The organism is Nitrospira sp. Nam74 (assembly GCF_965152615.1).
On record NZ_OZ224220.1, the window covers coordinates 4832139 to 4856407 of the forward strand.

Below are 24269 nucleotides of genomic sequence, written 5' to 3' on the forward strand. Positions count from 1 at the left end.
CGAAAGCTACTGGAGGAAGGTAAGCAGCCGAGATCAGCGTGACAGGAAGCAGAAATACCAAGAGCTGCTATAGTTTTCGCACGGTTCCATTGTCCTGTCATAACGAAAGGCGTTCATCTGATGTTTACTCCCTTTGATGTCCTGAAGCAGAACGGCAGGTTTTTTCTTTTAGTAGGCGTCATTCTTCTTGTGGCTCTATTGGCAAGATCTTTTATAGGACAATTGGTGGATCGATTACAGGGGCGACGTACACCTTCCATCCCTCAAGCGCTAATTCCCTCCGGCATTACGCTTAAAAAGAGGAACATCCTGAGTCGCGGTGAAATGGCTTTCTATCACACATTGAAAACCGCGGTCGGCGATCACTACGATGTTTATGCCCAAATTCCTGTCTGGGCGCTTGTGCATTGCGCAAGTGAAAATCGAAAGGAAGAGTGTGCCTTCACTAATCAGATCAACCTGAAACGAGTTGATTTTGTTCTGGTGAATCCCACGTCCCTTGAGACTGAAACCGTCATTGAACTGGATGATCGATCCCATCAGCGAGACAAGACCAAAGAGAGAGACAGTTTTGTTAATGCGGTGTTGTCGCGCGCCGGTATTCCCATCATTCGTATTGCGGCGGCCGCCGACTACAACGAAGAAGATCTTCGGAACAAGCTTGTCTCTATGAAAGGCCAAATGCCACGGAAAGAAGGATAAGCTGTAGAGAGTGTGCTAGGAACCAGCATCCTGCGCTTGCTTTTATAGAATCTTTATCCCTGCATTCCCCCCGCACCGGTATCTTCCACGATACGCTCTGTATCCGCTGAGATACCGCACAAAACAAGCATCTCGCGCCTTTCATTTCGTTATTCCTAAAAAATCAGCACGATTGATTTATCCACTTTGTGGTACGATGAATGCGTGCTCCATCACCATGGACTCATGGTTCAAAACGCCATCTGATTTCAGAAAGCGAGCAGATGGAGATCCTGTGTCGCCTCACGCGACGTCCTTCCCTCCCCTCCTCTGTCTGCTCGCTGCGGTGGTCTTGCTGAGTTCCATCACCCCGACGATCAAGTATGTGTTTCAGCACAGCGATCTCCATCCGATCGCGCTGGCGACTCTCCGCGTGTTGATCGGCTTCTGTGTGCTCATGCTGAGCACGATCCTGTGGGACCGTCGCGGTGTGAAGGACATGGCCGGACCTGCTACGGTGCCGGTGGCCCTGCTGGGACTGTTGGGTGTCGCGTCGTATGCGGTGGCGGCGTGGGGCCTGCTGTATACGAGCGTGACGCACTACATTTTGATCTACAGTCTCATGCCATCCATGGCGGCCCTGTTTAGTAGTTTGCGTGGAAAAGAACAGGTCACCTCGTTCAAGATCATGGGGATTCTGCTGTCGCTGGCCGGCTGTGTGATCGCGATCTGGGATGGGCATCATGGGTTTGGGGCCGGCTCCGCCATCGGCGACGGACTTGTGCTGCTGTTCACCATGATGATGGCCGCCTACGTCGTTTTAAGTGCCGGCGTCGTCCAACATGTGAGCCCGTTACCGGCGAACACGCTGATGTTCGGCGGCAGCTCGCTGCTGTTGTCGCTGGTCATGATTCTGTTCGGGGCGATGGGATGGACCGTGCCGATGTCCGCGGCGATTTCGCCGGTGATCCTCGTCTTGGTGGTCTACGTCGGCGCGGCGACGGCTGCCGTCTTTCTCTTCCGGTACATGGCCCAGCGCTCGTTAAGTCCCATGACGGTCGGCGTCTACCATAACCTGGTCCCTGTGTTGACGATCCTCCTCGCCTGCCTCTGTTTTGGTGAAGAGCTCGAGGGTTCGACCATCATCGGCGGTGTTTGCATCATTGCGGGAGCGGAGCTGGTTCGTCGAGGAGGTCGCCTTCGCTGGATACCGGCCGGCCCCAAGACTGCGAGAGGATGGTTGGGGCCCGCCATCAGCGCACGGACGAATTGACCCATTTTGAGTTATCGTGCCCGGAGGCATTATGATTGAGCAGATACACATCGAAGAATTTCAGATGGATTTGGACCAACTGCATCGACGTGCGGTTGATCTGACGCGTGAGTTGGGAGACGTGAACTACGCGTTACGGGAAAAACGCCGGGAGCTGGAGACGCTGGGTGCCACGCTGGATGCCCGCGTGCATGAGCAGACCCGTGAGCTGAAAGAGGCCAACGAGCAACTCCGGGAATTGAACTGGCTCAAGTCCATCTTCGGACCCATCGATTGACGTGTCGCCGTCGGCTTCACCCTGGCTAGTCACAGCCGATGATTGCACGACTGAGCGGTACTGTAGCGTGCGTCGTATCGGCGAAAGAAGCGCTACCGGCCCCCGTCCTGGGCTCTTGTGATGTGGTCGAGGGTGTCTTGAAGGTGGATGAAGGTCGATGCGACCGCCTTCATAAGGGGACGGCTTCGCCGTGGATGCAGTGTTCCACATATGGACTCAGATCTGCGTCCCTGAGGATGTCGACCTTGCGCTCCAGGAGTCTTTCTAGTTCCTTGCCGAGCTCGATCGCATCCCGGACGTTGCGCCCGCACTCCATCTCCACGAGAAATTCGATGTCATCGTCAGGCTGCTCGTCGCCCGGTGCCCCTGCACCCAATACACGGACGTTGTGGGCCCCATGCTCGGCCGCAAGCTGAAGGATGCGATCTCGCCTGATTCTGAGCAACTCTGTGGTGTTCATAAGGCTTCTCCCTAAAGGATACGGCAGCGTTTGCCACGCGGGCTACGGGCATTTGGCCTCACAGCGTGTAGGCAAGATTGGCACAAGATTCTCAGCCTTTTACCGTCTTGCGTTGGACGCGTCTATCCCTTAGATATTCACCATGCATAATATCCTGCTCATTGATGATGATCCCGTCTTCTTGGACTCGGTCGCCGAAGCGATGAAATGGGGTCATCGCGACATCAACATGACAACGGCCGCCACGGCCGAGCACGGGTTGCGCCTTCTCGGTCGGCGGCATTTCGACGCCGTGATCAGCGATTTTCAGATGCCCGGGTTAAACGGAATTGACCTGTTACAGGAATGCGCCGTAGCCTGCCCGGATACGCCGGTCATCGTGGTCACGGGCTACGGTTCCAAGGCGTTAGAGCAAGATGCGTTGAAGCATGGGGCCTATGCGGTTCTTCACAAGCCGGTCGACTCGGATGTCATCTATTCGGCTGTGACGCGTTCGATTCTTCGTTCCCGGATGTTGCAACGCGGTTTGCCTTCTGCCTTCACCCCACCGGATATTCATCTCCGCGAATTGGCGAATCACCGTGAGCGGCTTTCCGCCAGACTGAAACTGCTCACTCAACGCCTCGACGATGCGTTGGGAACGGACAAGCCCGAGTAGAAGTTCTCCCCGATTCTTTCCCGCTTCACAATTCGGCCGCCGTAACTCCGTGCGCCTTTTTGCCGCCACTATCGCCACTTCAGCATGTGACCGTATATACCCTCGCATGGAGCTGGATAAATCGTGCCTACCCTGATATACATAGACACGACCAGTTGGAGTATTCATGATCCAGCGACAGGCGTATCGCTTTCCCGTTAAACTGCCTGTGACGTTTTCGGGTGAACGTGAGGGAACGGGCGTGCTCTATGACGTATCCGTCAAGGGCTGCCGCATAGTGAGCCGGACGCCGCTTCGCATCGGCCATGCCGTGAGCCTGCTGATCTATCAGGGCGCCGGACGCGCCCCTATCGCGATTGCCACGGCTGAAGTCCGGTGGGCCGTGGCGCTACAGTATGGCCTTACCTTTCAGTCCTTAGAGGCTGAGGAACCGATCCGCGAGCTCATCGCCTCCCGAACGTCCTAGCCATCCATCACTTCCCCACCGCCGTACTGAATAGCAATCAGTGGCGGTCTTCGCCTCGAGATTCCGAGACTCCTCGCTTCCCGGAGAGTGATCGACTTGTGAGCGAACATGCCGGCTAGCGCCCTCGGCCTGTCGTCTCTCAGACTGAAGCTGTGACTTCCGTTGAGGCTGGATCGATTTACTTGCGGAGGTCGTTGTTCGGCATCAATGACAATCGCGACGGCCTTGTGCGAGTGCACGGCTGAACAACGCAATCATCTCGTCGCGCACAAAAGGCTTGCGAATGCTGGCATACACACCTAGCGCGCGTGCTTCGTCCAATGACGGCACAACATCATACGCAGTCATTAATACGATCGGGATAGATTGGCACAGTTGACGGGCCTGACGTACGAATGTGAGTCCATTGATCCTCGGCATACGAAAATCGGTGGCAATGAGCTGGTACCGATATGGTGACGCCTGAAGGCATTGGAGCGCCTCGTGTGGATTGAGATACGTGTCGATCACGACCGGGGCCAACCAGAATCTGAGCGCGTCAGAAAGTCCCAACAACAAATCAGGGTCATCATCAACTAAGAGAATCCTGGCTGGCTCCTTAAGAGCCGGCCGTCGTCTGCGCTGCTCCATGATAGTTTGCATGGCTAACCACTCCTGTATTGCTGAGGATTGCGTAGGAGTGTCTTATATAGCCGGGTCGGACCGTCACTGACCATCGTGCGCACTATGAAAGGTATGTCGTAAAGAGTATGACGGTGATTATCCTACATGGATGAAAACTATCCGAATGCGGTTCCGTCATGGCGTGCTTCATCGCTGTCCGCTATGAAATCTGCTCGCTTACCATACCGGCCCTATACCCTGCCGCTAATGTGCTTGCGCTGGTCCTGATTCTCAACGTGGTTCCGCTGCTACGACGTCATTCTTGGCCATCCAGTATAATGAACGATGCCGCTTACGACGAAGCTGAAGATTCTCGCGGAAGCCGCCAAATATGACGCGTCATGTGCCAGCAGCGGCTCCCGTCGGCCGGGAAATAGTCAGGGCGTCGGGCACTCCGATGGCCACAGCATCTGCCACAGCTTTACGCCGGATGGCCGCTGTATCTCTCTTCTGAAACTTCTGCTGACCAATCACTGCATTTACGACTGCGTCTTTTGCGTCAACCGTGTCTCGAGCGACACTCCCCGGGCTGCCTTTACGCCGCAGGAAGTCGTGGACCTGACGCTGGACTTCTATCGGCGCAACTATATTGAAGGCTTGTTCTTAAGTTCGGGCATCTTTCGCTCGCCGGATGACACAATGGAACAGCTCATTGTGGTCGTGCGAACGCTACGGCGCATCTATCATTTCGGCGGCTACATTCATCTGAAAGCTATTCCCGGGGCGGCTCAGCGGCTGATCGAGGAGGCGGGGCGGTGGGTCGATCGCCTGAGTGCGAACATCGAGTTGCCGACACAAGCCGATTTGGCGCAGTTGGCGCCGGACAAGAACTTGGAGATCATTGAGGACACGATGGCGCAGATTCACGAAGGCGTCCACGCTTCTCATGGGAACGCCGCGCGCCGGGGATCGTCTCCTTCCTTCGCGCCGGCCGGCCAAACGACGCAAATGGTGATCGGGGCGACCCCGAGCACGGATGCCGCCATACTCTCCACGGCGGCGCGACTCTACCATCGCTATGGTTTGCGACGCGTGTATTATTCCGCGTTCAGTCCCTACCCCAACGCCGATCCGCGTCTGCCGCTTCAGCCCCCTGCGTTGCTGCGCGAGCACCGTCTCTACCAAGCGGACTGGTTGACCCGGTTTTACGGGTTTTCGGTTGACGAATTGACGACGGCGGAGGATCCGAATCTGCCCTTCGATGTGGACCCAAAACTTGCCTGGGCGCTCCGCCATCGTGAGCAGTTTCCTGTCGATCTGAATCGAGCGCCGCGTGAGACCTTGCTGCGCGTTCCCGGGCTTGGCTACAAAAATGTGGACAAGGTGCTGTCCATTCGTCGGTTTCATCGGCTGACGCTCGATGATCTCCGTAAACTGCACGTGCCCATCCGGCGGATTCGACCGTTCTTATCGACACCCGGTCACTCACATTCGGGAAATCTGTTACACCTGGATCGGGACGATCTTCCGGCACTGCTCACGAAACCTGCTCAGTTGGAACTGTTTACCGCGGCATTCGAGGCCGATTCCGGGCAGACTTAAGCATGCATGAGGTTCGATTCATCCCTACCGCCGAAGGCTGGCTCGCTGCCGCGACCACGCAACTTGCTGCCACGAGACCGCCATTGGAGATTTTCTGGACTGAAGCGATGACGGAGCAGCACGCGTTACTGGGCCTGTTTGACAAGGACGACCGCGACCCCAAGCCGTCGGAACATGACCGTCGAGTTCACATTCCGGCCCGGTTCGTCAAGATAACTCGCGCAGTGGCCTGCCATCGTAACCCGCGTAAATGGGCTTTGCTCTATTCCGTACTGTGGCGGGTGACATTCACGCAACCGCGACTATTGGATATCGAGGTGGATGACGAGGTCGGCACACTGCTCAAGATGCAACGGCAGGTACAACGTGATGCGTATCGCATGAAGGCGTTCGTGCGGTTTCGCCGCCACTTTGATGTCGGTGGAGAACATTATGTGGCTTGGCACCAACCTGATCATGCGGTCCTCCCACTCGCGGCGCCGTTTTTTGTCGAGCGGTTCTCCGCACTGCGGTGGTCGATTCTGACGCCGGATCAATCGGCGCACTGGAATGGCGAGGCGCTGCAATTCGGCCCTGGGGTAGCGCAACGCGACGCGCCTGGTGAGGATGCGGTAGATGGTGTCTGGCGAACCTATTACGCCGCCACGTTCAATCCGTTGCGGATCAACCCAGAGGCGATGCAGGCCCAACTGCCGGGACGGTTCTGGAAGAGTTTGCCTGAATCGCGTCTCATCATGCCGCTGACGCATGACGTCCGGGCGAGTGTGAGTCGCGTGGCCGGCAGCCGGCAACGGATGGCTACTCTACCCCTGGCCGGTACGCTGCCTGAACTCGAACAGGCTGCCGCGACATGCACCGGCTGCGACCTGCATCTCGCCTCCACGCAGACCGTTTTCGGGCGAGGCCCCGCCAATGCGCGAGTAATGTTAGTCGGTGAGCAACCGGGTGACCAGGAGGATCTCGCCGGCGAACCTTTTATCGGCCCGGCCGGTGAGGTGTTGAATCAGGCTCTGGAACAGGCGGGCCTCCGGCGTTCGCAGCTCTATGTGACTAATGCCGTGAAGCACTTTCGATTCGTCTTGGAAGGTAGGCATCGGCGCCATCAAGCGCCTCGACCGTCCGAAATCATGGCGTGCCGACCTTGGCTTGAAGCGGAGCTTCGGGCGGTTCAGCCGGAGATTGTCGTCTGTCTCGGCCGAACCGCTGCTCAGGCGCTCATCGGCGGACAAGTGTCCGTGGTCCATCAACACGGCAACTTTTTCACCAGCCCCTTGGTTTCCCGCCTCCTGCTGACGTTTCATCCGTCCAGCATTCTTCGCGCTCGCGATCATGCGACGCACGATCGGCTGTTCGGACTTTTGGTCAATGATTTGAAAAAGGTATCATGCGAACTACGAGGAGAGGCAGTCATGCCCTCCTCATGAACACCTGCTACTTTCTTCCCTCTCATTCATCCTCATCGTCATAAAAATACTTCTCGCCCTCACTGACGGCCCTCACCGCCTCACTCAGTTCAGCATAGAGCCTTGTCTTAGAGATGAACCCGCTCGCGCCTGCCTTTTGCCAATGCCGGAGCGGAATATCCTTCGCGAAGGAGATCACTAGAATGGGTAGCTTGGGATACAGGTCATGCAGCGTGGCGACAGTCTTCAACTTCGTCTGCCCGGGGAGGCACACGTCAAGAATCAGGACATCCCATTGTTCATGCCCTAGTCGGTTCCACAGAGCTTCAGGCGTGTCGGCCGTGCCGCATACAACCTCTTCCCCCTGGGCTAAATATTCATGCAAGGCAGCACGAAGGTGTGAATGGGCTTCTGCCAGCAGAACACGGACCATAGCGGCATCGCTCCCAAACGATCCCGGCAATTGGAGCCGGAACTTCATCGCTTGGCTATCAGTGGAATGGACGTTTTTGAAACACGGAGGTACGGCCATTCGGGAATGGGCTCGAACGGCATCTTCCTTATATGTATCCTGATTTCAGCGTGTTGCAGGGTTTTGGTACAGAGGTTTCCTGTAATCAACGCTACAACTTTGGTGATAGCCGATCACTTATTTCGATCCCGCCACGGCTCGGGACGGCTTCGTTCGATCGGATGTCACCGAGCCCGAGGCGAATCGCTTCGACATCCAGTTCTTGTTCCAATCGATGGAGCACTTCATCGCCGATGACACCGCGATTGCGCAAATCGATGGCCGCTACTCGCTCGGCGGTCAGCGTCTCGTGCCGCAACCGGCGAAACGCCTCCGCGCCTTGTGGGGAGCAATCCGGATCGTCCTTCTCCGGATGGAGAAAACGCTGAACCCGCCGCCCATAATGAATCCGAAGCCGATCGAGATGATCGGGCAGGGTCCAGTCCGCCATCGCCAGATCATCGAGTCGATTCAACGCCGCGGTCGCCGTCTGCTGCCGTGCCAGGGCCTCTTCCTGCGCCAGCGTCTGATCGACCTCTAGGTTCAACATTCGAATCAGCGGTGTCAGCGAGAGTCCTTGCAAAACGAGCGTCGAGAGAATGACGACGAAGGTGATGACGATGATTTCGGCGCGGTATGGAAACGGAGCGCCGGAACCCACCGCGTGCGGCAACGCTAGCGCGGCCGCGAGGGAAACGATGCCGCGCATCCCAGTCCACGCAATGAGGAAGATATGGCTTGGCGGTATGGCCTCGCGTGCACGAATTGACGGGATGAGTCCGCAGGAAAGATAGGCTGCCAAAGGGACCCAGATTAACCGCACGCCGATGACCATGACGCTGATGAGTGCTGCCTTCAACAATAATGCGCTGAGGCCGCTGGCCAGTATTTCTTCACGGAGCGAAGCGACTTGAAGGCCGATCAGAATGAAGATGATGCCGTTCAGAATGAAAATGACCGTTTCCCAGACCGCCCGCCCCTGTATGCGCGTCATCGGGGACACGATCTCGCTGAAATACCGACGCAGGTATAGACCACCCGCGACGCATGCCAGCACCGCCGAGACCTGAAGCACTTCTCCGATGACCCAAGCCACATATGACGCGAGCAGGGTCATCGCGATTTCACTAAAACTGTCCCGGGTAAAGCGTAGCACCCAGCGTGTCAGCGCTCCCACCGCAAGGCCGGCGGCGATGCCACCTACGGCGGCCAGCACAAATTGGATCAGCGTGTCGCTCAGGATGAAGGAACCGCTGACGGCGGCCCCGACCGCCGTTCGATAGAGCACCAGCGCGGTCGCGTCATTGACCAAACTCTCTCCCTCAAGAATCGTGACGAGGCGTCGGGGAATGCCAAGCTTTCGGGCAATGGCAGTCGCGGCGATCGCGTCGGGCGGGGACACGATCGCTCCCAGCACCACCGCCCCCGCCCAACTGATTCCTGGTAGGACTTCATGCACCAGGACAGCTACCATGGCAGTCGTCACGAGAACCAGGCCTACGGCTAACCAGGTAATCGGACGGAGATTCTGGCGGAAATCCCGCCAAGAGGTGAAATAGGCCGCCCCCCACAGAATGGGTGGGAGGAAGACCAGAAACACGAGGTCGGGATTCAGTTGAATGCGCGGCATCCCCGGCACGACACCGAGAATCAAGCCGCCGACCACGAGCAGGATGGGATAGGGCAGCAGGATCCGGTGCGCCAGCGTGGTCAGCGCCAATACCACTGCCAGCAGAATCACGATGATCTCGAGGTCGTGCAGGCTTTCCATGCTGATACTACCTCACACCCTCTGGCTTCTCCCTGCCCAGCGCTGTTTCGAGCAACCCACCGGAATCGTCAGCGATACCAGCTATGTCTTGACTGCCACGTCGTCCCTTCTGCACGCTCCAATGCCACCCGGTCCCACTTCCCTAGGACGGCCGCCGCTTCATAGGTGCTTTGCGCGAACGCCATGAGGGCGGCATCCGGGGATGCGGCGGTTCTGACCACTTCATACGGTAAGATAAATTCTCTCAATTGTGAATGGTAAAAAGCGCCCTCCGGCTGAACGGGATAATCCGCAAACCCTTGCGGCTCAGGGTAAGCATAGGCATAAAAGGCAGGCATCCCGAGACCGGCGCCGGGCCAAAACCCACAGCTGCTGACTTCGTGTGAATAGGCGTCGCGTGCCACGAACCGAGCGAGATTGGGTGCACCGGGATGCTCGGGGGCAGGGCGGCCGGAAAAACGCGTCGCGGCCAGATCAAAGCTTCCCCAAAAGAAATGGACCGGACTCGCTTTGCCGATAAACCGTCCGCGAAATTCCGTCAACACCCGGTGAGCCTGCAGCAGGATGCGCCAGCACCGCTGGGCGTATTCGGGATCGTAGGCGGCATGCTTTTCATCCTGTTCAAAGGGAGTCCGGTCGGCCACTTCAACCGGCGTGGTCCAAATGGTGACGGCCAGACCAAGCGAGCGCAGACTCTCCATAGTCTCCTGATAAAAGTCCGCCACGGAACGTGCCTTCAGGACAATGGTACGGCTCTCTCCATCCGCAGCCGTGATGCGCAGGAGATGATCGAGCCAATCGACATCCATTTGAAACAGGCGAGCCCCCATCGGAATTGGTGACGTTGTCAGACCGCGCGATGTCAGATACAGGGTCGAGTGCCACCAGTGATTGACGTAGGGGGCCAGGCCGAGTCGAATTTTGCCGATGACCTGCATCCACATATGTACGGTCGCATACGTGTCTTGCCAAGCGTCGAGCGGCAAGCTCGGCCACACTTCTGTACCGGACGAAGAGATCATGCCCTGCTCATTCTTAGCCATAATGCCCTCCATTGCTTCCGAAGGAGAATGAGACCCACGTGCCGGTCGTCGCTGACATGTGCAGCTTACTTGTTCTCCCCGGCTTTGCCTGTCCGCCTTCACCTTACGTACGCAGGAAATTTCGAAGTGTCCCGGCGGCGCACGCTGACCCTTTGAAAGGGTTCCTGCTCAACGCAGGACGAAGGTCCTAAGCATTGCGAATCTCTTGACAGGAGAACAGCACGCGCCTATAAGTAGGAATCTAACACCGGGGTGACAACGACGTCTCCCCTCCGCGATTCAGCTTCAGGACAATGACGTCCTTTTGGTTCATGGTGGACCGGAAGGGCGTTTTTTATTGCCATCCTTCCGGTTCGATTCGGCACCATCTACTCTCGTCTGTTTTTAATATCACTATAGGGCTCCGCTCTGACGAGTGGAGTCCGACAATGGAGGGCGGCCATGGATAAGAAAAGTGTTGTCGGGAAGTTGTTAGCGGCCAAAGAGGCGTGTGGAAAAACCTATGATCAACTAGCGGATGAGCTCGGCGTATGTAATGTCTATGTCGCGCAACTGTTTCGGCGGCAGGCGCAGTTGAAAAAAGGCACCGAAGACAAATTGGTGAAGCTGGTACCGATGCTCACCGAGGACCTGCTCCGGGAAATGCGCAAGGCGCCCGTTCGGTCGTACGATCCGGCCATTCTGCAAGAACCGCACGTCTACCGGATGACGGAGGTATGCGCGCACTACGGGGAGGCGATGATGGACATCATCCACGAGCAATTCGGCGATGGCATCATGTCGGCGATCGATTTCAGGTTTAGCATTAAGAAAATCAAAGGCAGCCAGGGCGAGGATCGGGTCTTGATGACCTGGAATGGCAAGTTCTTGCCGCACATTGAACAAACGACATAACCGGCATCCTTCGTCTGTACCCGAGAAGGATCACACGATTCTCGGGGGGACGGTGACACGTCGCCCCGAAGCGAGGGAGGATGTCATGGACTATGTGAGGCCGCAGGATATCGCAGGCTGCATGGAGGCTGCCGGGGCGTCGAAAGTCCACTTGCCCATCAAGGATCTACTGATTCGCGGCGCGTTGGCCGGCGCTTACTTAGGTGTGGCGACAAGCATGGCCGTCGGGGCGACGCTCCAGACGGGCCAGCCGATCGTCGGCGCACTGGTCTTTCCGTTTGGGCTGTGTCTCGTCGTATTGCTCGGGACGGAATTGCTCACCGGAAGTTTTGCGCTGCTGCCCTGTGCGACCGTGGCGGGGAAGCCGGGGGCAGAGATTGGGCGGGTGCTTCGCAATTGGGGCTGGGTATTTCTCGGCAATCTGGTGGGAAGCGTCGCGTATGGGGCTCTGCTGGCTATTGCCTTGACGATGAATGGTGCGGGGGACATTGCCCCGGTGGGGAAAAAGCTCGTCGAGATGGCGCAAGCCAAGACCACGGGGTACGCCGCCTACGGCATGGCGGGAATGGTGACTGTTTTCACAAAGGCGATCCTGTGCAATTGGCTCGTGAGCCTGGCGGTCATCATGGCCTTTTCCGCGACGTCGGTTGTCGGGAAGGTGGTAGCGCTCTGGGGGCCCGTGACATTATTTTTCTCGCAAGGCTTCGAGCATGCGGTGGTCAACATGTTTGTTATTCCGATCGGGATGATGATGGGGGCTCATGTGAGCTTACAAGATTGGTGGTTATGGAATCAGTTGCCGGTTACTGCCGGTAATCCCGTCGGCGGCGTGGTCTTTACCGGCCTGGCGCTGTATCTGAGTCATAGGCCGCAGCCGGCGAAGGCCGCCCCCACGACTGACCGGCTGGTTGAACCGGAACTGGTCGGTGCGCCGGCAACGATCGCGACGCCGCGGTCAATCTAACCTGAATCCTGGTTGTTTGCGGGGCTCCGGTTTGTGCTGAAGGGAGTCCCGTTTTCTTTCCCTCCATTCACATCATCGCGCAAGATCTGCCCTTGCCTTCAGCCCCGTTCGATACAAGCCACGGAAATTTGGGCCGAACGCCCGCATACAGATCTTCGTCCTTTGTAAACCCGAGCCTCCTGCATTGAGGAGCACGTCAGTCTCACTTCATGCGTGGTAATCGGTCCTACATACCGCTCGACAGCCTCTGACCTCCTGATTTTTCCGATCACACTGATGGGAGCGCCCAATGAACTGGCGTAGGCTCACAGCAGGAGGAAATGATCATGAGCATTCAATGGAGCCCATTGTTCGGCCTTTGTCTGGTTCTCGGGACTGCCCCTGCACTTGCGGCGCCTCTCACTGATGACAAAGACGGGACCGCGTCACATAAGCCAGGCTTCGAGCGTCAGGATACCGGCATTTCGGATCCCACGGTGAATCCGGGCCAAGCAGCAGGCACGCGTACGGTCAATGGCATGGTCCTGCGGCTGCAAGACGGCGGTTATGTGGTTCGCGATGGGAGAGGCCAGGACATCACCGTTTTGGTGGATGAAGACACCGCAGGTGATAGGGACATCAGTGCCGGGGACTACGTTGAGACGAAATTGACCCGGCAAGGCCGAGCCATCATGATTCGGAAGGAGTCTTCATCCGACACACCGGAGCTGAAGGGATCGTCCACGAAATGAGGGAGCCGTGTCGGCAGGTGACGTACCTACGAAGCGACGAAGAGCACTTTCAGTCTCGTGAACCTTAGCCGTCAACGGCTGTCTTGGCCGCCTCAGTTGCAAACAGAAACACGGTCGACGCACGCCCTTCCCCTCCGGCGCCATTCGCGATTGCGCGACACGATATCTGCAACGCGAGGTCCGGCTTCACTTGCACCCGCAGATCTTTGATCTTCATCAAAGGCATCGCGCTCACATCCTTCAGCGGTTCATGCACTGATTCCGGCAGCACATCTGATGACCACGCTCCCACCAGCGAAAACAGGCGCGGAGCGGCTGGGGGAGCAAACCACGCATTGGCCAGTGTGTTGGCAAAAACGATCTGTCCGGACGGCTCGACCCCGATCACCGCTGCAGGAATTTCGTTGAGCAGCTGCTGTGCGATGCCTAGGGCGGTGGATGAAATGGACAAGTCTGCCTGGGTGCCTTCTAATCCGCTCTTGAGCTTTTGGTTCAGGGTGGCCAACTGCTCGTTCCGTTGTCCGAGTTCCTCCAGCAATGCGCGGTTTTCACGGTTTCTCGCATGGTGCTCCAGACCCGATCGGACCGTCAGTTTAATGTCTTCCTCCTGAAACGGTTTGTACAGAATCTTATAAATCTGCCCGCGATTGACTGCCTCCACCAGCACGTGGGCTTCGGCATAGCCGGTGAGGATTATTCGAAAGGCGTCGGGACACAGAGGTGCGGCTTGCTCCAACAATTCGATGCCGTTCATCTCCGGCATTCGATAATCGGTCAGGATGAGTGCGACGGACTGCGTGTGGAGGATCTGTAAAGCTTCTGGTCCGCTGGCCGCAATCAAGACGTTGACCGGCTCCGCTTTCAGGATTCTCCGAATCGAGCGGACGATACCCGGCTCGTCGTCGACACATAGAATGTATGGCTGGTCCTTCTGCTCAGTGGCCGTCATGCCGCACTCTGTTCGATCATCGCCTTTGCTTCCTCCACAATCCGACCTATGTCTTTCTCCAGCTTTTCGACAATGCCGGGCGTTACGCCTTTTATGCCGGCAATCGAAGCTTTCAAGGATTCCTGAAAGCCTTCTTGCTCGCCCTGGCCAGAGATCACCAGATGGGTTGCGGCGCTCGTAAGCATCACTGCGAGTTGGTCCGCGGCTTGGACCAGTGCAACCATCATCCCCTCGTTGGTTTCAACGGCGTACAGGGCATCATGATGATGCCGCGCCATTTCGATGTACTGTTGCGGCAAATGCCAGTGGTTGAGGACTTCGGCGCCGAGTTCTTGGTGATCAAATCCCAGGATGGCCCGCTCTGCCTGGTCGGTCGTGATCTCCGGATGCTCCTGCTCGTACCGGCGTATGTCGCCGAGGTGCTTGGCGTAATAGACGGCGGTGGCCAATTCCCCGATATCGTGAAGCAATCCGCCCAAGAACGAATCAGCCATGGGTACATGCGGAGAGGCAAATCGTTGGGCCAGCCACCGCGCCAAGATCGCTGTGAGCACCGAATGACTGCGAAGGGCGTTCGATTCGTATCGCTCGTGGCCCAGCGCTTGTGGCGTCTTCAAACGGACGAGCAGCGTAAAGGCGGCACAGATCGAGACGATACTGACCTGGCCCAAGACCACGATGGCATGGTCGAGCGTCTTGACTTGGGTACGTAAGCCGTAGAATGGAGAGTTCGCGATTCGGAGGACTTTTGCCGCCAAGGCGGCGTCTTTCGAGATAAGCCGCGCGAGTTGCGGAGCCGAGAGATCGTCTCGCTCGCCGAGGCGTGAAATTTCCAGGCCCACCTGGCTCAGTGGTGGGAGATCGCCGGCTTGAATGAGCTTTTTATAGCTTTCGACAATTGCCGGCATGCTGATCCTCTTTCGCCTGTGGACCGCCCTGCCCGATCGGGAGCCAAATGCGAAACGTCGTCCCGACTCCCACCGTGGACTGCACTTCAATGCGTCCCTGATGTTTTTTCACGATTTCGGAACTGATGCTGAGTCCCAATCCCGTCCCTTTTCCGACTTCCTTCGTCGTAAAAAACGTTTCAAAGATGCGCGAGATATTTTCAGGAGGAATCCCGCATCCCGTATCGCTGATCTCGACCATGATCTGTTCATCTCGACGTGCCGTCACAATCCGAATTTCCCCATTTTGTTTAATGGCGTGGCTGGCATTAACGAGCAGATTCATGAATACCTGGTTTAATTCCTGCGGATAGCACAGGATCTCGGGTATGTCTCCGTACTGTTCGATAACCTTGGCTTTATACTTCAGTTCATACGAGACGATTTTGAGCGTCGATTGCAAACAGCGATTGAGATTCGCGTGCTTCTGCGCCCCTTCCCCCGTGTGGGAGAATTCTTTGAGATTCAGGACAATGGCGCGGATTCGCTCCGCGCCGTCTTGCGATTCTTGTAGTAGGGATGGCAGCTCATCCAGGATTTCTTCGAACTCCTCCTTCGCCTTGATGTCCTCCACACCGGCGAGCGCGGCCGTCACTTCTGCCGACACGGCCCCCGCCTTGACGAGTGCGGCGACCCTGTCGTACAGCTGCACGATGCTCAAAAGTCCTCGCCCATAGTTCGTGATGTGATTGAGATTGAGCACCACAAAACTCAGCGGATTGTTAATCTCATGAGCAATGCCCGCCGCTAATTGCCCGATCGACGCCATCTTGTCATTCTGCACAAGTTTGAGCCTCAGCTCGTTCTGCTCTTTTTCGGCCCGCTTGTAGCCGGTGATATCGGCGCCATGGAAATAGACCGTCTGCCCCCCGGGCACTCCATACGCGCTCCACCCGAACCATCGATCCTGAATCTGGCTTTCTAAGCGCCGCGCCTGCGTCCCAGACTCGAGACATTGCCGCATAATCTCCACAATATTGACGGGGAGGATTTTCAAAACGTCAGCGTCCTCGAGCCCACAATCTTTCTGAACCTGTCTGGCCGCGAGATTGAGATACGTGGCATGGCCGTCTGAATTCAAAACCAGTACGGGATTGGGGTTGAGATGAGTGAAGGTGACGAGTTCCGGATAGAGAGCTTCAGGAGGCAAGCCAATCGTGTGCACGTCGATCAATCCTGTTTTACCCGGGCCATCGCCCGGGATCAAAGAGTTGCGCCCGTCAATTACGTGACCGCCGATCAGAATCGATCAATGGTGGAACACATGCTTTTCAACGCACTTCGCAACGGTTTTCACCAATGCCGCCGGTTCAAACGGTTTGGCGAGATAGGCAGAGGCGCCATTGGTGAGAAACTCGGAGGCGTCTTTGTACTGAGGATCGCCGGTCAGCACGATGATCGGCACCGATGGGAATTGTGACCTGAAATAGGCGACGACTTCCTTGCCTCCCACTTTTGGCATATGCACGTCGCAAATAATGACATCCAGCCGGAGAGGGTTATCTCCCGACCGAGCGGCTGCGATTCCTTTTTCCCCATCCTCAGCTTCAATGACATCATAGCCGGCTTTCGTCAGCGTCCGATGCACTGCCTTGCGAAGATTTTGTTCGTCGTCCACGACTAATACCCGACCTGATGCCATGGTCTGCCTCCTTGTTTGTTCAGCCGCTTAGCGGCATAGAAACGGTCCTACAATTCAGAGCTGTTTGGCTCTACATGAGGTCCTTATCGGGAGATGAGGTCAGAATCTTTAGGCGGTGAGTATTCGCATCGAAGAAGCAGATCGTGTAATTTTTTGCCGCAAGACTTTTTCCGCGAGAGTTTAAATAGATTGGACCGGCACAATGCTCAGCGTCAGCGTTCCCACGCGTCGATGGTGGGTTGCTTGCTTACGAATTTTTTGTCCGGGATCAAGATAATCTGCTCCCCGCTTGAATCCTCTTTGTCCTTTATGTCTGCCTTTTATACACAGGCTTAGTGTATCTATTTCGCATGGGCTGTATCTTATTGTTATGAAAATGCGGGCAGCAGTAAAAGGGAAGTCAACAAATTTCAATTCGTTCGGTCACCATAGCTTCGTGCATCGAATTTGCAAATCTCTCAGGGGTGATTGTTTCACCGGGAGGTGCTGTGATGGCTGTGAAGGATATCGTGCGGACATACCTTGTTGACGAAAATGATCATGTGCGCCGCCTTCCATGGCGACGCTATGCCCGACTTCTGCAAGGCGAGGAGCGGGTTCCGGCCTTAGCCGGACATGCGGTTCGTTTTGCTGAATCCCTCTATGGTGTGGAAGATGGCCGCATCGTGTATGCCTTGGCCCATTTTCCGCTGGTCTCGTTTGACGATAACGGGTGCAGGAATTGGGCGGAGTCACATAACGAACATGAGATGCGGTCGTGCGAAAGTTGCCGGCTGGAGGAGAGTGACGCGCATAGATTTCATTTCGCTGAACGCCTGGATGCTCTACGCTGGGAACCAACCGAATCGATCCTTAAACAGCTCGAACAGCAGATCCCGCACGTCGATGGAAAGGATCACCGGCCCATCATGTGAGACGAAGACCTCGCATGGCCCGGTTCTGTAAGGTTGAAAGGACCGGGCTCCGCAGACACACCCGCAGGCGTCCGTCGGATCCATCGTTCATCTGTCATGGTTCGTACGATTGACGGCCATGTCGGCGCGGTGTACGGTTTGTCTACCCTGAATGACAACGGCGTCTTCAGGATCCAATTCACACAACATGATGGCGTGGACAAGGGAGTCCTCACCGGTAGGGCGAGAGGACGCATGTTGCTTTTCCGTGTCGACCTCTCTGCACAAGGCAGTTTCAAATGGAACACTCCCATCGAAAATGAACTATGGAGGAGAAATGGAGACCGCTAACGAGGCTTTCCTAAGCGAACGTGCATCGACTTCCCTCGACGAGATGTTTTCCATGGAGGAATGGGTGGTTGACGTGCTTGAACGTGAGGGAGTGCAGACGCTTGATCAGCTTGGGTTACTGCTGCCATCGGGAAATTGGGCGCAGCTATTCCTCGCGCTTGATCGCATGAGTCGATCGGGATGCATTGCGCTCTGGTCGAATGGGCGCGGCGACTATCTCGCCAAACTGAAAGACTGACCGTTCCTCTCCTTAGAATGGCCGTCAGAATCCCTTCTGGCGGCCATCCTATTTATCCCTACGCTCTCCAAGATTTGTATCTGAGCTTTTCCCAGCGACATGATCAAAAAGCAGCACATACCAAGTTTGTGTTTTATAGAGTCTGACGGCAACGGAGGAAGAGTCGTCATGCTCGTTTCTGCAGTAGAGTAAAAGTGCTGGCTGCTGTCAGCCGCCTTCCTTAACGTGACTTACACGGTCGGCTTTTGTCCTACTCTGCCAATCTGGTCGGAGTTCGTAAAGCCTTGCTAAGCAGCTCTACGGCCCTTTGGTTTAACGGGTCTGGGGCGATCTGGTCCCCGGTCCAATGCATGGATGAACACATCCTGTCCTCGCAACTCTGCTTTAAATACACGCTTTTGTGCGCTCTCTTGCGTGCGATGCCAAAACGACTTGTCATTTACCCACACGACATAGCCGCTGTTTTTCACGGAACACCCCTTTCTTATGAGTAAGCGTTATTAACGAATGACCAGGAAGGGAAAAATGCCATAGCAAGGTCGGAAGATCTATTGCCAAATATCTTTTTTTTATGTCCGATATTTGGATTACGAACAATGACTTTCAGAGGAGGTTTGGGATCGTGCTCGTTGCTAACTCTCGGCGATGAGAATCCATCCGTATCGTTCTTGAATGACAGGATAGGCGACCGTTTCCTCAGGCAGTTTGTCACGCACGGAAGCTGGCAGAATAATCATGGTGCGACCCGGCTCGTTGACATACGTCCGAATATTGTCTTCTTCATTCCGGCGTATCACCACGATCTTCCGTTTGGCATAGAAGACGGTTGATGGTCGATTCGGCCCGTATACGATCAATCGGTCTGTAGGTTTGAGGAGCGGCCCGGCGATTGAGGCCAGTTCTTGCGGAGGGGCGAGGAAATATCGGCTGAGCTGGGCCAATGTGAAGTGCCACGTGATCAGCATAACCAGCGCGACCGTCGTTCCCGCGATCCAGAATACCCCTTCGCGCCGGGACTGCGAGAGCCCTACATAGGCCAGTCCCGCCATGCCGATCAGGAGCACCGCCGCTGTGGCATACGGTCCAGCACCGAAGTCAAACTGTGTGGCGTATGGAAAGTCTTTCGACACTTTTTCGGCAAAGACGTTAAAAACGGATGGCAGCGCAGCAAACATCAAGGCGAGCACGCTGCCTAATATGATCGTTGCCATTAGTGCAGGTCGAAAGCCACGGGGCGCGGGGCTGTGCGCGGCGCGAGCCCAGTACAGGGCAGTGACGATGGCGGCTGCGGGGTAAAGCGGGCCGACATAATGCGGGAGCCGGGTGGCCCCCAGGCTGAAAAAGACAAAGGTGGCGACGAACCAGAGTGCGCCGAACAGTTCCAAATCATCTTTTCCTGAGGCCTCGCCACCCTGGGTGCGCTCGTTCGAGGCGCGTTGAAAATGGCGATGCCTCCACCCTTTGTAACTGTCATAAAGAGCCACGGCCAAGAACGGGCTCCACGGGAAGAAACCTACAAGGAGGACGGGCACGTAGAAAAAAATCGTCCCGCCCCAACCATAAAAGGGATTGAGAAAGCGCGAAAGGGTGTGCATCTGCGCCTGGGAGCTGTAGGTCGACCCGTGCAGCATGAACATGGTGGCATAGTATGGGAGAGCCAAGGCAAGAAAGACGACCAACCCTCCGAGAGGGAACCCTTCACGCCAGTACCGCCCCCACTGCTTCGTGACCGTCAAATAGGGTACGATACCGAGAAGGGGTACGAGGAAGCCCGGCGGTCCCTTATCCAACGTCCCCAACGCCATCGCCGTATACGAGATGACCAGCCAGTGTCGGCGTCGCTCCGTGCCGTTGAAGCCTAACCAAAACGCATAGGCGGCCAGGGTCGTGAAAAACATCAGGACCATGTCGGTCAATGCCTGCCGCCCCAAGATGATGACTTCGACATTCAACAGGAGCATCAACGCGCCAAGCACTCCGATCGCCGTCCCACGGATACGCGCCAAGAAGAGATATTGCATGCTGACGAGCCCGATGGCGAACACGGCCGATGGAAGACGGGCTGTGAGCTCATTCGCGTCGAAGGCGAAGTACGAAGCGCTCATCAGCCAATAGAGGAGAGCCGGCTTGATAAACCGTGGCTCATAATTAAACGTGGGGGTAATCCAGTCGCCGGACTCTAGCATCTCCCGGCCGGCTTCGGCATTTCTCCCTTCGTCCCGGTCCGTGAGCCCCACCGATCCGAGCCCGGATAGAAAGAGGACGCAGGCCAACCCGATGACCAACAACAGGTGAGTGCCCTTGCCGACCTGATTGGATTCGTTCATTCGATCGGAGGACGAGACATCAGCGTCTGAGAAGGAGCTTCGCGCTTGAGCGTCGACTGATCCTGACGCACGCGGTAGCGCAGGCAGCGGGTCTGCATCCAGCGGACGGCCATCAAATCGTAGAGGCTTTTGAAGAGTCGGTTGCCGATGCCGTATTTGGCAACCCCATGCATGCGGGGATAGTGCGGGACCGGCACTTCCGTCACGGTGAACCCGTGCATTAAGGCAAGGGCCGGGAAAAAGCGGTGCATCCCCTCGAAGAGTTGCAACTTCTCGATGACCGCACGACGAAACATCATAAAGCCACACCCGGTGTCATGCATGCCATCATGTGTCACTGCATTGCGTACGACATTGCCGATCCGCGAGGAGATTTTGCGGATGAGATGGTCGTTTCTAACTGCGCGCCGTCCGCACACGACATCGTACTGCGCCAGATGCGGCAGGAGCGTCTCAATGTCCACCGGCTTGGTTTGCAGGTCACCATCCATAATAATGATCACCTGCCCACGGGCTTGCTCGAATCCGGCGTCCAGCGCGGCGGTTTTTCCATAGTTTTTGTCGAAGTGGAGCACGCTTACAGCGTCGTGTTGCCTCGCAAGTTGATCGAGGACCGCACTGCTCCCGTCCACACTCCCGTCGTCAACAAACAGGATTTCAAAGGCGGCGTTCTCAGATTCGGACCGGGCTCCTAAAACTTTGAGCAACTGTTCGGTGAGAGGGGCGAGATTATCCCGCTCATCCTTGATTGGTATCACCACGGACGCCCAGGGTCGCTTTGCACTCGAAACAGACAGGGGAACTCCTCAATTGTACAGACGACAATGAATACGCGCGGCATGATCCTACTGAAGAACAATGGGCGTAGTCAAACCGATGCGCCGCAGACCGTGGATTGGAAGACGACGCTAGTGAAACTTCATCGCTGCAGGAAGCTAAGTGACCTCGAAGTCGCCCTTGAAATTCCTGATCTCAAGCAGCGGGTCCATAAACAAGTTCCCTTTCTGCTGCGACCTTCCCTCTGACAACTGAATCGGATGACACCTGCATTTGAACGAACTGCAGGGCTTTTAAATGACCGGCAGTTTCCCGGGAGCGGTCGTATCTGCTGTTGGTTAGTTGGAGGTCGATTCCGTGAGCTGGCAGTACTGACGGAACCGATGCTGTTACGAATGAAGAGGCGAGCCGATTCACCGAGGATAAGTCATGAACCTTGGTTACACTACAACAACCACTTCAACGGCCACCGAATGAAGAACACTGGACAGCAGCCGGCATGGCGACGGCTGCTACACTGTCCGTAGCATGATACCAAAGACAACCCGCTTGGCTTTCCTCGTCGTTCTTATGTCGTGTGCGCTTCTGTTTGCCGCTCCCATCGAGTACCATCCCGTCATCTTCATCTTCGCGGCACTGGTCGGGCATGTAGGCGTCGTACACTGGAGTCGTTTACACCCCATGAAGCTACCTGGCTCTGATCTTCTGCCTATCGTTGGCTAGACACCTCGCCTCACCGGGTCCTGAAACACAATCATGGGCACCTAACACTCCGGCGAAAATCAAAATCGTGTTGCACCGACTGGACCAACGGACGACGTCCTGCTGGTCTAGGGAGCATTTATTATGGCTGCAGCGCTTCTTGGAGCGTGGGGGTAGCTTTATAGTAAATTTAGCGTAGCAGTCGCACGATACGGCGGGCTACCCGGCTACTTTCAGACACTGCAAAAAGCCCTGGCCGTCTGCTACTAAGTGGTCAACCGGGAACCACCTTGCCTTTGCAGAAATAGCCGTCGCCCTTTACGCTGCTGACAGCTGAAAGCAAGGCGACCGGGCTGAGCTTACCAGACTCATAGGTCACCACCGCACCGCCCTTTACGGTCTTGAAATCAACTCCTATGACACCAGGAACCCGTTCCAGCGCGGCCCCAACCTGGGGCAAATAGAACTCGCAGAATTGCCCCGTGAGTGAAAGGACTGCCCTCCTTTCAGAACCGGTGCGCTCTTCCTCATCAAGGGAAGCAACAGCCGTTGCCGGCCTTACCGATGAAGCCACACCTCGCGGTGGCACACAATCCTTTGTCGCGCACGCCGCGGTCATCAACACGGTGAAGCTCAGGGCGGCGGACAAGGCTGCCTTAGAGAACAATCTCATAATGATCTCCTTCGCTGAATGCGCACGAGTCCTGACTCGAACCTTAAGTACTTCTATATACAATGACGTATCGTGCCAACATGAGTGTTGTTGTCTTATGAGTGCGTGTCCAGCAGAGTAAACCTTACATAGTCTAGCGCACATTTCACTTTGCGCAAGCTGACCGCACTCCGTAACCGCTCAAGCCGTGCAAACGTGATCAACAACTTTGGCCATGTATCGTAGTCTAATCATCCCTCACCAATGCTTACGCAACAGTTAAGTCCCGGTTCAGCCCGGAGAGTTACAAATTCCGCTCGACCACATCGGCCGGCACCAGGCGGCCAGCGTTGGCAGAGTCTAGGTTCGCTTGAAATCGAACGTCATCTGGCTTTTCGGGATTACCTGCGGGAGCGGCCGGATATTGCCCGCGCCTACGATCAAGAAAGGCCCGCTGCCAAAGCCTTCATCCTAACGATTCGCCCGGCTGCGGTGATTGCAAGGAAGCGTGAATAAAGGCCGCCGAAGCTGACGCACTTACTCGATAGCTGACGAAATGTCGCATTAGTCGCGTGGACATAACGTCTCCAGCGCATTTCAGATGGCTGGTTTGGAGCATTACGAGTGGCTGATTCAAGTAGAATACGCAGTGAGAAAACGGACTCCAACATCCCGAATGGCTACGATCAGCGAGAGAAATGTCCCCGGGATGGCTGGTTGACGCGAGCACTCTCTTCCTACTTGAAGGTGACCTCAGCATCCTCTGAAAGCGTGTGCACCTCTCTGTTCAAAATAGGTTCAACTGATCTGTGTCTTTGATTCCCTTTTTTCTCACGCTCGACATGGAAGGTAGAGAGATACAAACAACAACTCTCTTACCATCCCACAAGATATCGCGGGATTCGATTTTGGCCATCAAGCCAGAATTCCGTGCTTCGGATTGCTCACGGTCGACTCTGAGATACAGCGCTTAGAAAAGAGCCTCGCCGAGCTCAATCCATCCATCCCTTGAGTCCAAGGTTTTTGGCTTTAGTGATTCAGGCTCGCCAAAAGCTTGTAGACACAAAACGAGCACGCTCCTTCATGATTCGTCGTAATTCACCCGAACGACTGAGTCAAATACATCCTACAGCGTATGGACTTGTTTGGTGTCGCATTTTAGCTTCGAAATGGTCTCTTTTCGCGTAGCTGTTTTGAACCATCTTTCCTAAGTTTTCTTCTTTGTGCCTCCGGGAGGGATCACCCATGGAGCCCGCTATTAGACAAGAGTACCGTCCAATCGATCCAACGGCCGTAAAGGCTACCCAGAAAGAACAAGAGGTTCAGGACTGGGAGATAAAAGTAGGCAAGGCCATTTTCTATGCTACCTGTGCCACTGCTCTTTGGTTCTTCTATTGGTTGAATGGAATTCAGTGTCCCTGTTAGGCCGGTCACTCTGCACCCCATTCATTGGT

Annotated in this window: 24 protein-coding genes; 12 read left to right on the plus strand and 12 right to left on the minus strand. The window is 56.0% G+C overall.

What is annotated here, in order from left to right; translation table 11 throughout:
- The first annotated feature begins 120 nt into the window (after positions 1–120).
- From ACWHYZ_RS22795 to ACWHYZ_RS22805, 3 genes are all read left to right on the plus strand, one after another.
- Positions 121–702 (plus strand): DUF2726 domain-containing protein, encoded by a 582-nt coding sequence (locus ACWHYZ_RS22795; RefSeq protein ID WP_447984958.1) that lies wholly within the window; start codon positions 121–123, stop codon positions 700–702.
- A 274-nt stretch (positions 703–976) separates the two neighbouring features.
- Positions 977–1954, plus strand: a complete 978-nt coding sequence (locus tag ACWHYZ_RS22800) for a DMT family transporter (protein ID WP_447984959.1) — start codon at positions 977–979, stop codon at positions 1952–1954.
- A gap of 31 nt (positions 1955–1985) precedes the next feature.
- On the plus strand, positions 1986–2231 hold the full coding sequence (locus ACWHYZ_RS22805) for a hypothetical protein (protein ID WP_447984960.1): 246 nt from the start codon (positions 1986–1988) through the stop codon (positions 2229–2231).
- A gap of 169 nt (positions 2232–2400) precedes the next feature.
- Here ACWHYZ_RS22805 and ACWHYZ_RS22810 read toward each other — a convergent pair whose 3' ends face one another.
- Complete coding sequence (locus ACWHYZ_RS22810) at positions 2401–2691, minus strand: nucleotidyltransferase family protein (RefSeq protein ID WP_447984961.1); 291 nt, start codon at positions 2689–2691, stop codon at positions 2401–2403.
- Positions 2692–2833: 142 nt separating this feature from the next.
- On the opposite strand from ACWHYZ_RS22810, the gene ACWHYZ_RS22815 reads away from it, so the two are divergent.
- Both ACWHYZ_RS22815 and ACWHYZ_RS22820 read left to right on the plus strand, forming a co-directional pair.
- Positions 2834–3349, plus strand: coding sequence for a response regulator (locus ACWHYZ_RS22815; RefSeq protein WP_447984962.1), 516 nt, complete (start codon positions 2834–2836; stop codon positions 3347–3349).
- A 166-nt stretch (positions 3350–3515) separates the two neighbouring features.
- On the plus strand, positions 3516–3815 hold the full coding sequence (locus ACWHYZ_RS22820; RefSeq protein WP_447984963.1) for a PilZ domain-containing protein: 300 nt from the start codon (positions 3516–3518) through the stop codon (positions 3813–3815).
- A gap of 204 nt (positions 3816–4019) precedes the next feature.
- Here the strand turns inward: ACWHYZ_RS22820 and ACWHYZ_RS22825 are convergent, their stop codons facing one another.
- On the minus strand, positions 4020–4457 hold the full coding sequence (locus ACWHYZ_RS22825) for a response regulator (protein ID WP_447984964.1): 438 nt from the start codon (positions 4455–4457) through the stop codon (positions 4020–4022).
- 306 nt (positions 4458–4763) lie between these two features.
- Here ACWHYZ_RS22825 and ACWHYZ_RS22830 point away from each other — a divergent pair, with 306 nt between their 5' ends.
- A complete protein-coding gene (locus ACWHYZ_RS22830; protein WP_447984965.1) occupies positions 4764–6020 on the plus strand; it encodes a putative DNA modification/repair radical SAM protein in 1257 nt (418 codons plus the stop codon).
- A gap of 2 nt (positions 6021–6022) precedes the next feature.
- Positions 6023–7444, plus strand: a complete 1422-nt coding sequence (locus tag ACWHYZ_RS22835; RefSeq protein WP_447984966.1) for a UdgX family uracil-DNA binding protein — start codon at positions 6023–6025, stop codon at positions 7442–7444.
- A gap of 22 nt (positions 7445–7466) precedes the next feature.
- On the opposite strand, the gene ACWHYZ_RS22840 is transcribed toward ACWHYZ_RS22835, so the two are convergent.
- The 3 genes from ACWHYZ_RS22840 to ACWHYZ_RS22850 all read right to left on the minus strand — a co-directional run bounded on the left by ACWHYZ_RS22840 (position 7467) and on the right by ACWHYZ_RS22850 (position 10748).
- The gene (locus ACWHYZ_RS22840; RefSeq protein ID WP_447984967.1) at positions 7467–7904 is read right to left on the minus strand and encodes a response regulator; all 438 of its coding nucleotides are present in this window, start codon (positions 7902–7904) and stop codon (positions 7467–7469) included.
- 142 nt (positions 7905–8046) lie between these two features.
- Positions 8047–9705: a Na+/H+ antiporter gene (locus ACWHYZ_RS22845; RefSeq protein WP_447984968.1), complete on the minus strand. Its 1659-nt coding sequence runs from the start codon at positions 9703–9705 to the stop codon at positions 8047–8049.
- Positions 9706–9773: 68 nt separating this feature from the next.
- Positions 9774–10748: a DUF5996 family protein gene (locus ACWHYZ_RS22850; RefSeq protein ID WP_447984969.1), complete on the minus strand. Its 975-nt coding sequence runs from the start codon at positions 10746–10748 to the stop codon at positions 9774–9776.
- A gap of 441 nt (positions 10749–11189) precedes the next feature.
- Between ACWHYZ_RS22850 and cynS the strand changes: the two genes are divergently transcribed.
- The 3 genes from cynS (at position 11190) to ACWHYZ_RS22865 (ending at position 13337) form a co-directional block, all read left to right on the plus strand.
- Complete coding sequence (cynS, locus tag ACWHYZ_RS22855) at positions 11190–11642, plus strand: cyanase (RefSeq protein WP_447984970.1); 453 nt, start codon at positions 11190–11192, stop codon at positions 11640–11642.
- Positions 11643–11727: 85 nt separating this feature from the next.
- The gene (locus ACWHYZ_RS22860; RefSeq protein ID WP_447984971.1) at positions 11728–12606 is read left to right on the plus strand and encodes a formate/nitrite transporter family protein; all 879 of its coding nucleotides are present in this window, start codon (positions 11728–11730) and stop codon (positions 12604–12606) included.
- A 326-nt stretch (positions 12607–12932) separates the two neighbouring features.
- Positions 12933–13337: a hypothetical protein gene (locus ACWHYZ_RS22865; RefSeq protein WP_447984972.1), complete on the plus strand. Its 405-nt coding sequence runs from the start codon at positions 12933–12935 to the stop codon at positions 13335–13337.
- A 64-nt stretch (positions 13338–13401) separates the two neighbouring features.
- Here ACWHYZ_RS22865 and ACWHYZ_RS22870 read toward each other — a convergent pair whose 3' ends face one another.
- The 4 genes from ACWHYZ_RS22870 to ACWHYZ_RS22885 form a co-directional block, all read right to left on the minus strand.
- Complete coding sequence (locus ACWHYZ_RS22870; RefSeq protein ID WP_447984973.1) at positions 13402–14286, minus strand: response regulator; 885 nt, start codon at positions 14284–14286, stop codon at positions 13402–13404.
- Positions 14283–15194: an HDOD domain-containing protein gene (locus ACWHYZ_RS22875; protein ID WP_447984974.1), complete on the minus strand. Its 912-nt coding sequence runs from the start codon at positions 15192–15194 to the stop codon at positions 14283–14285. The genes ACWHYZ_RS22870 and ACWHYZ_RS22875 overlap by 4 nt, the downstream gene beginning before the upstream one ends.
- On the minus strand, positions 15169–16398 hold the full coding sequence (locus tag ACWHYZ_RS22880) for an ATP-binding protein (protein ID WP_447984975.1): 1230 nt from the start codon (positions 16396–16398) through the stop codon (positions 15169–15171). The genes ACWHYZ_RS22875 and ACWHYZ_RS22880 overlap by 26 nt, the downstream gene beginning before the upstream one ends.
- Positions 16399–16482: 84 nt before the next feature.
- On the minus strand, positions 16483–16875 hold the full coding sequence (locus tag ACWHYZ_RS22885; protein WP_447984976.1) for a response regulator: 393 nt from the start codon (positions 16873–16875) through the stop codon (positions 16483–16485).
- 491 nt (positions 16876–17366) lie between these two features.
- Between ACWHYZ_RS22885 and ACWHYZ_RS22890 the strand changes: the two genes are divergently transcribed.
- Complete coding sequence (locus ACWHYZ_RS22890; RefSeq protein ID WP_447984977.1) at positions 17367–17789, plus strand: hypothetical protein; 423 nt, start codon at positions 17367–17369, stop codon at positions 17787–17789.
- 316 nt (positions 17790–18105) lie between these two features.
- Positions 18106–18357, plus strand: a complete 252-nt coding sequence (locus ACWHYZ_RS22895; RefSeq protein WP_447984978.1) for a hypothetical protein — start codon at positions 18106–18108, stop codon at positions 18355–18357.
- A gap of 632 nt (positions 18358–18989) precedes the next feature.
- Here the strand turns inward: ACWHYZ_RS22895 and ACWHYZ_RS22900 are convergent.
- The 3 genes from ACWHYZ_RS22900 to ACWHYZ_RS22910 form a co-directional block, all read right to left on the minus strand.
- The gene (locus tag ACWHYZ_RS22900) at positions 18990–20684 is read right to left on the minus strand and encodes a phospholipid carrier-dependent glycosyltransferase (RefSeq protein WP_447984979.1); all 1695 of its coding nucleotides are present in this window, start codon (positions 20682–20684) and stop codon (positions 18990–18992) included.
- Positions 20681–21442 (minus strand): glycosyltransferase family 2 protein, encoded by a 762-nt coding sequence (locus ACWHYZ_RS22905; protein WP_447984980.1) that lies wholly within the window; start codon positions 21440–21442, stop codon positions 20681–20683. Before ACWHYZ_RS22905 ends, ACWHYZ_RS22900 begins: the two co-directional genes overlap by 4 nt.
- Before the next feature lie 995 nt (positions 21443–22437).
- On the minus strand, positions 22438–22836 hold the full coding sequence (locus ACWHYZ_RS22910) for a hypothetical protein (RefSeq protein WP_447984981.1): 399 nt from the start codon (positions 22834–22836) through the stop codon (positions 22438–22440).
- Between the last annotated feature and the right edge of the window lie 1433 nt (positions 22837–24269).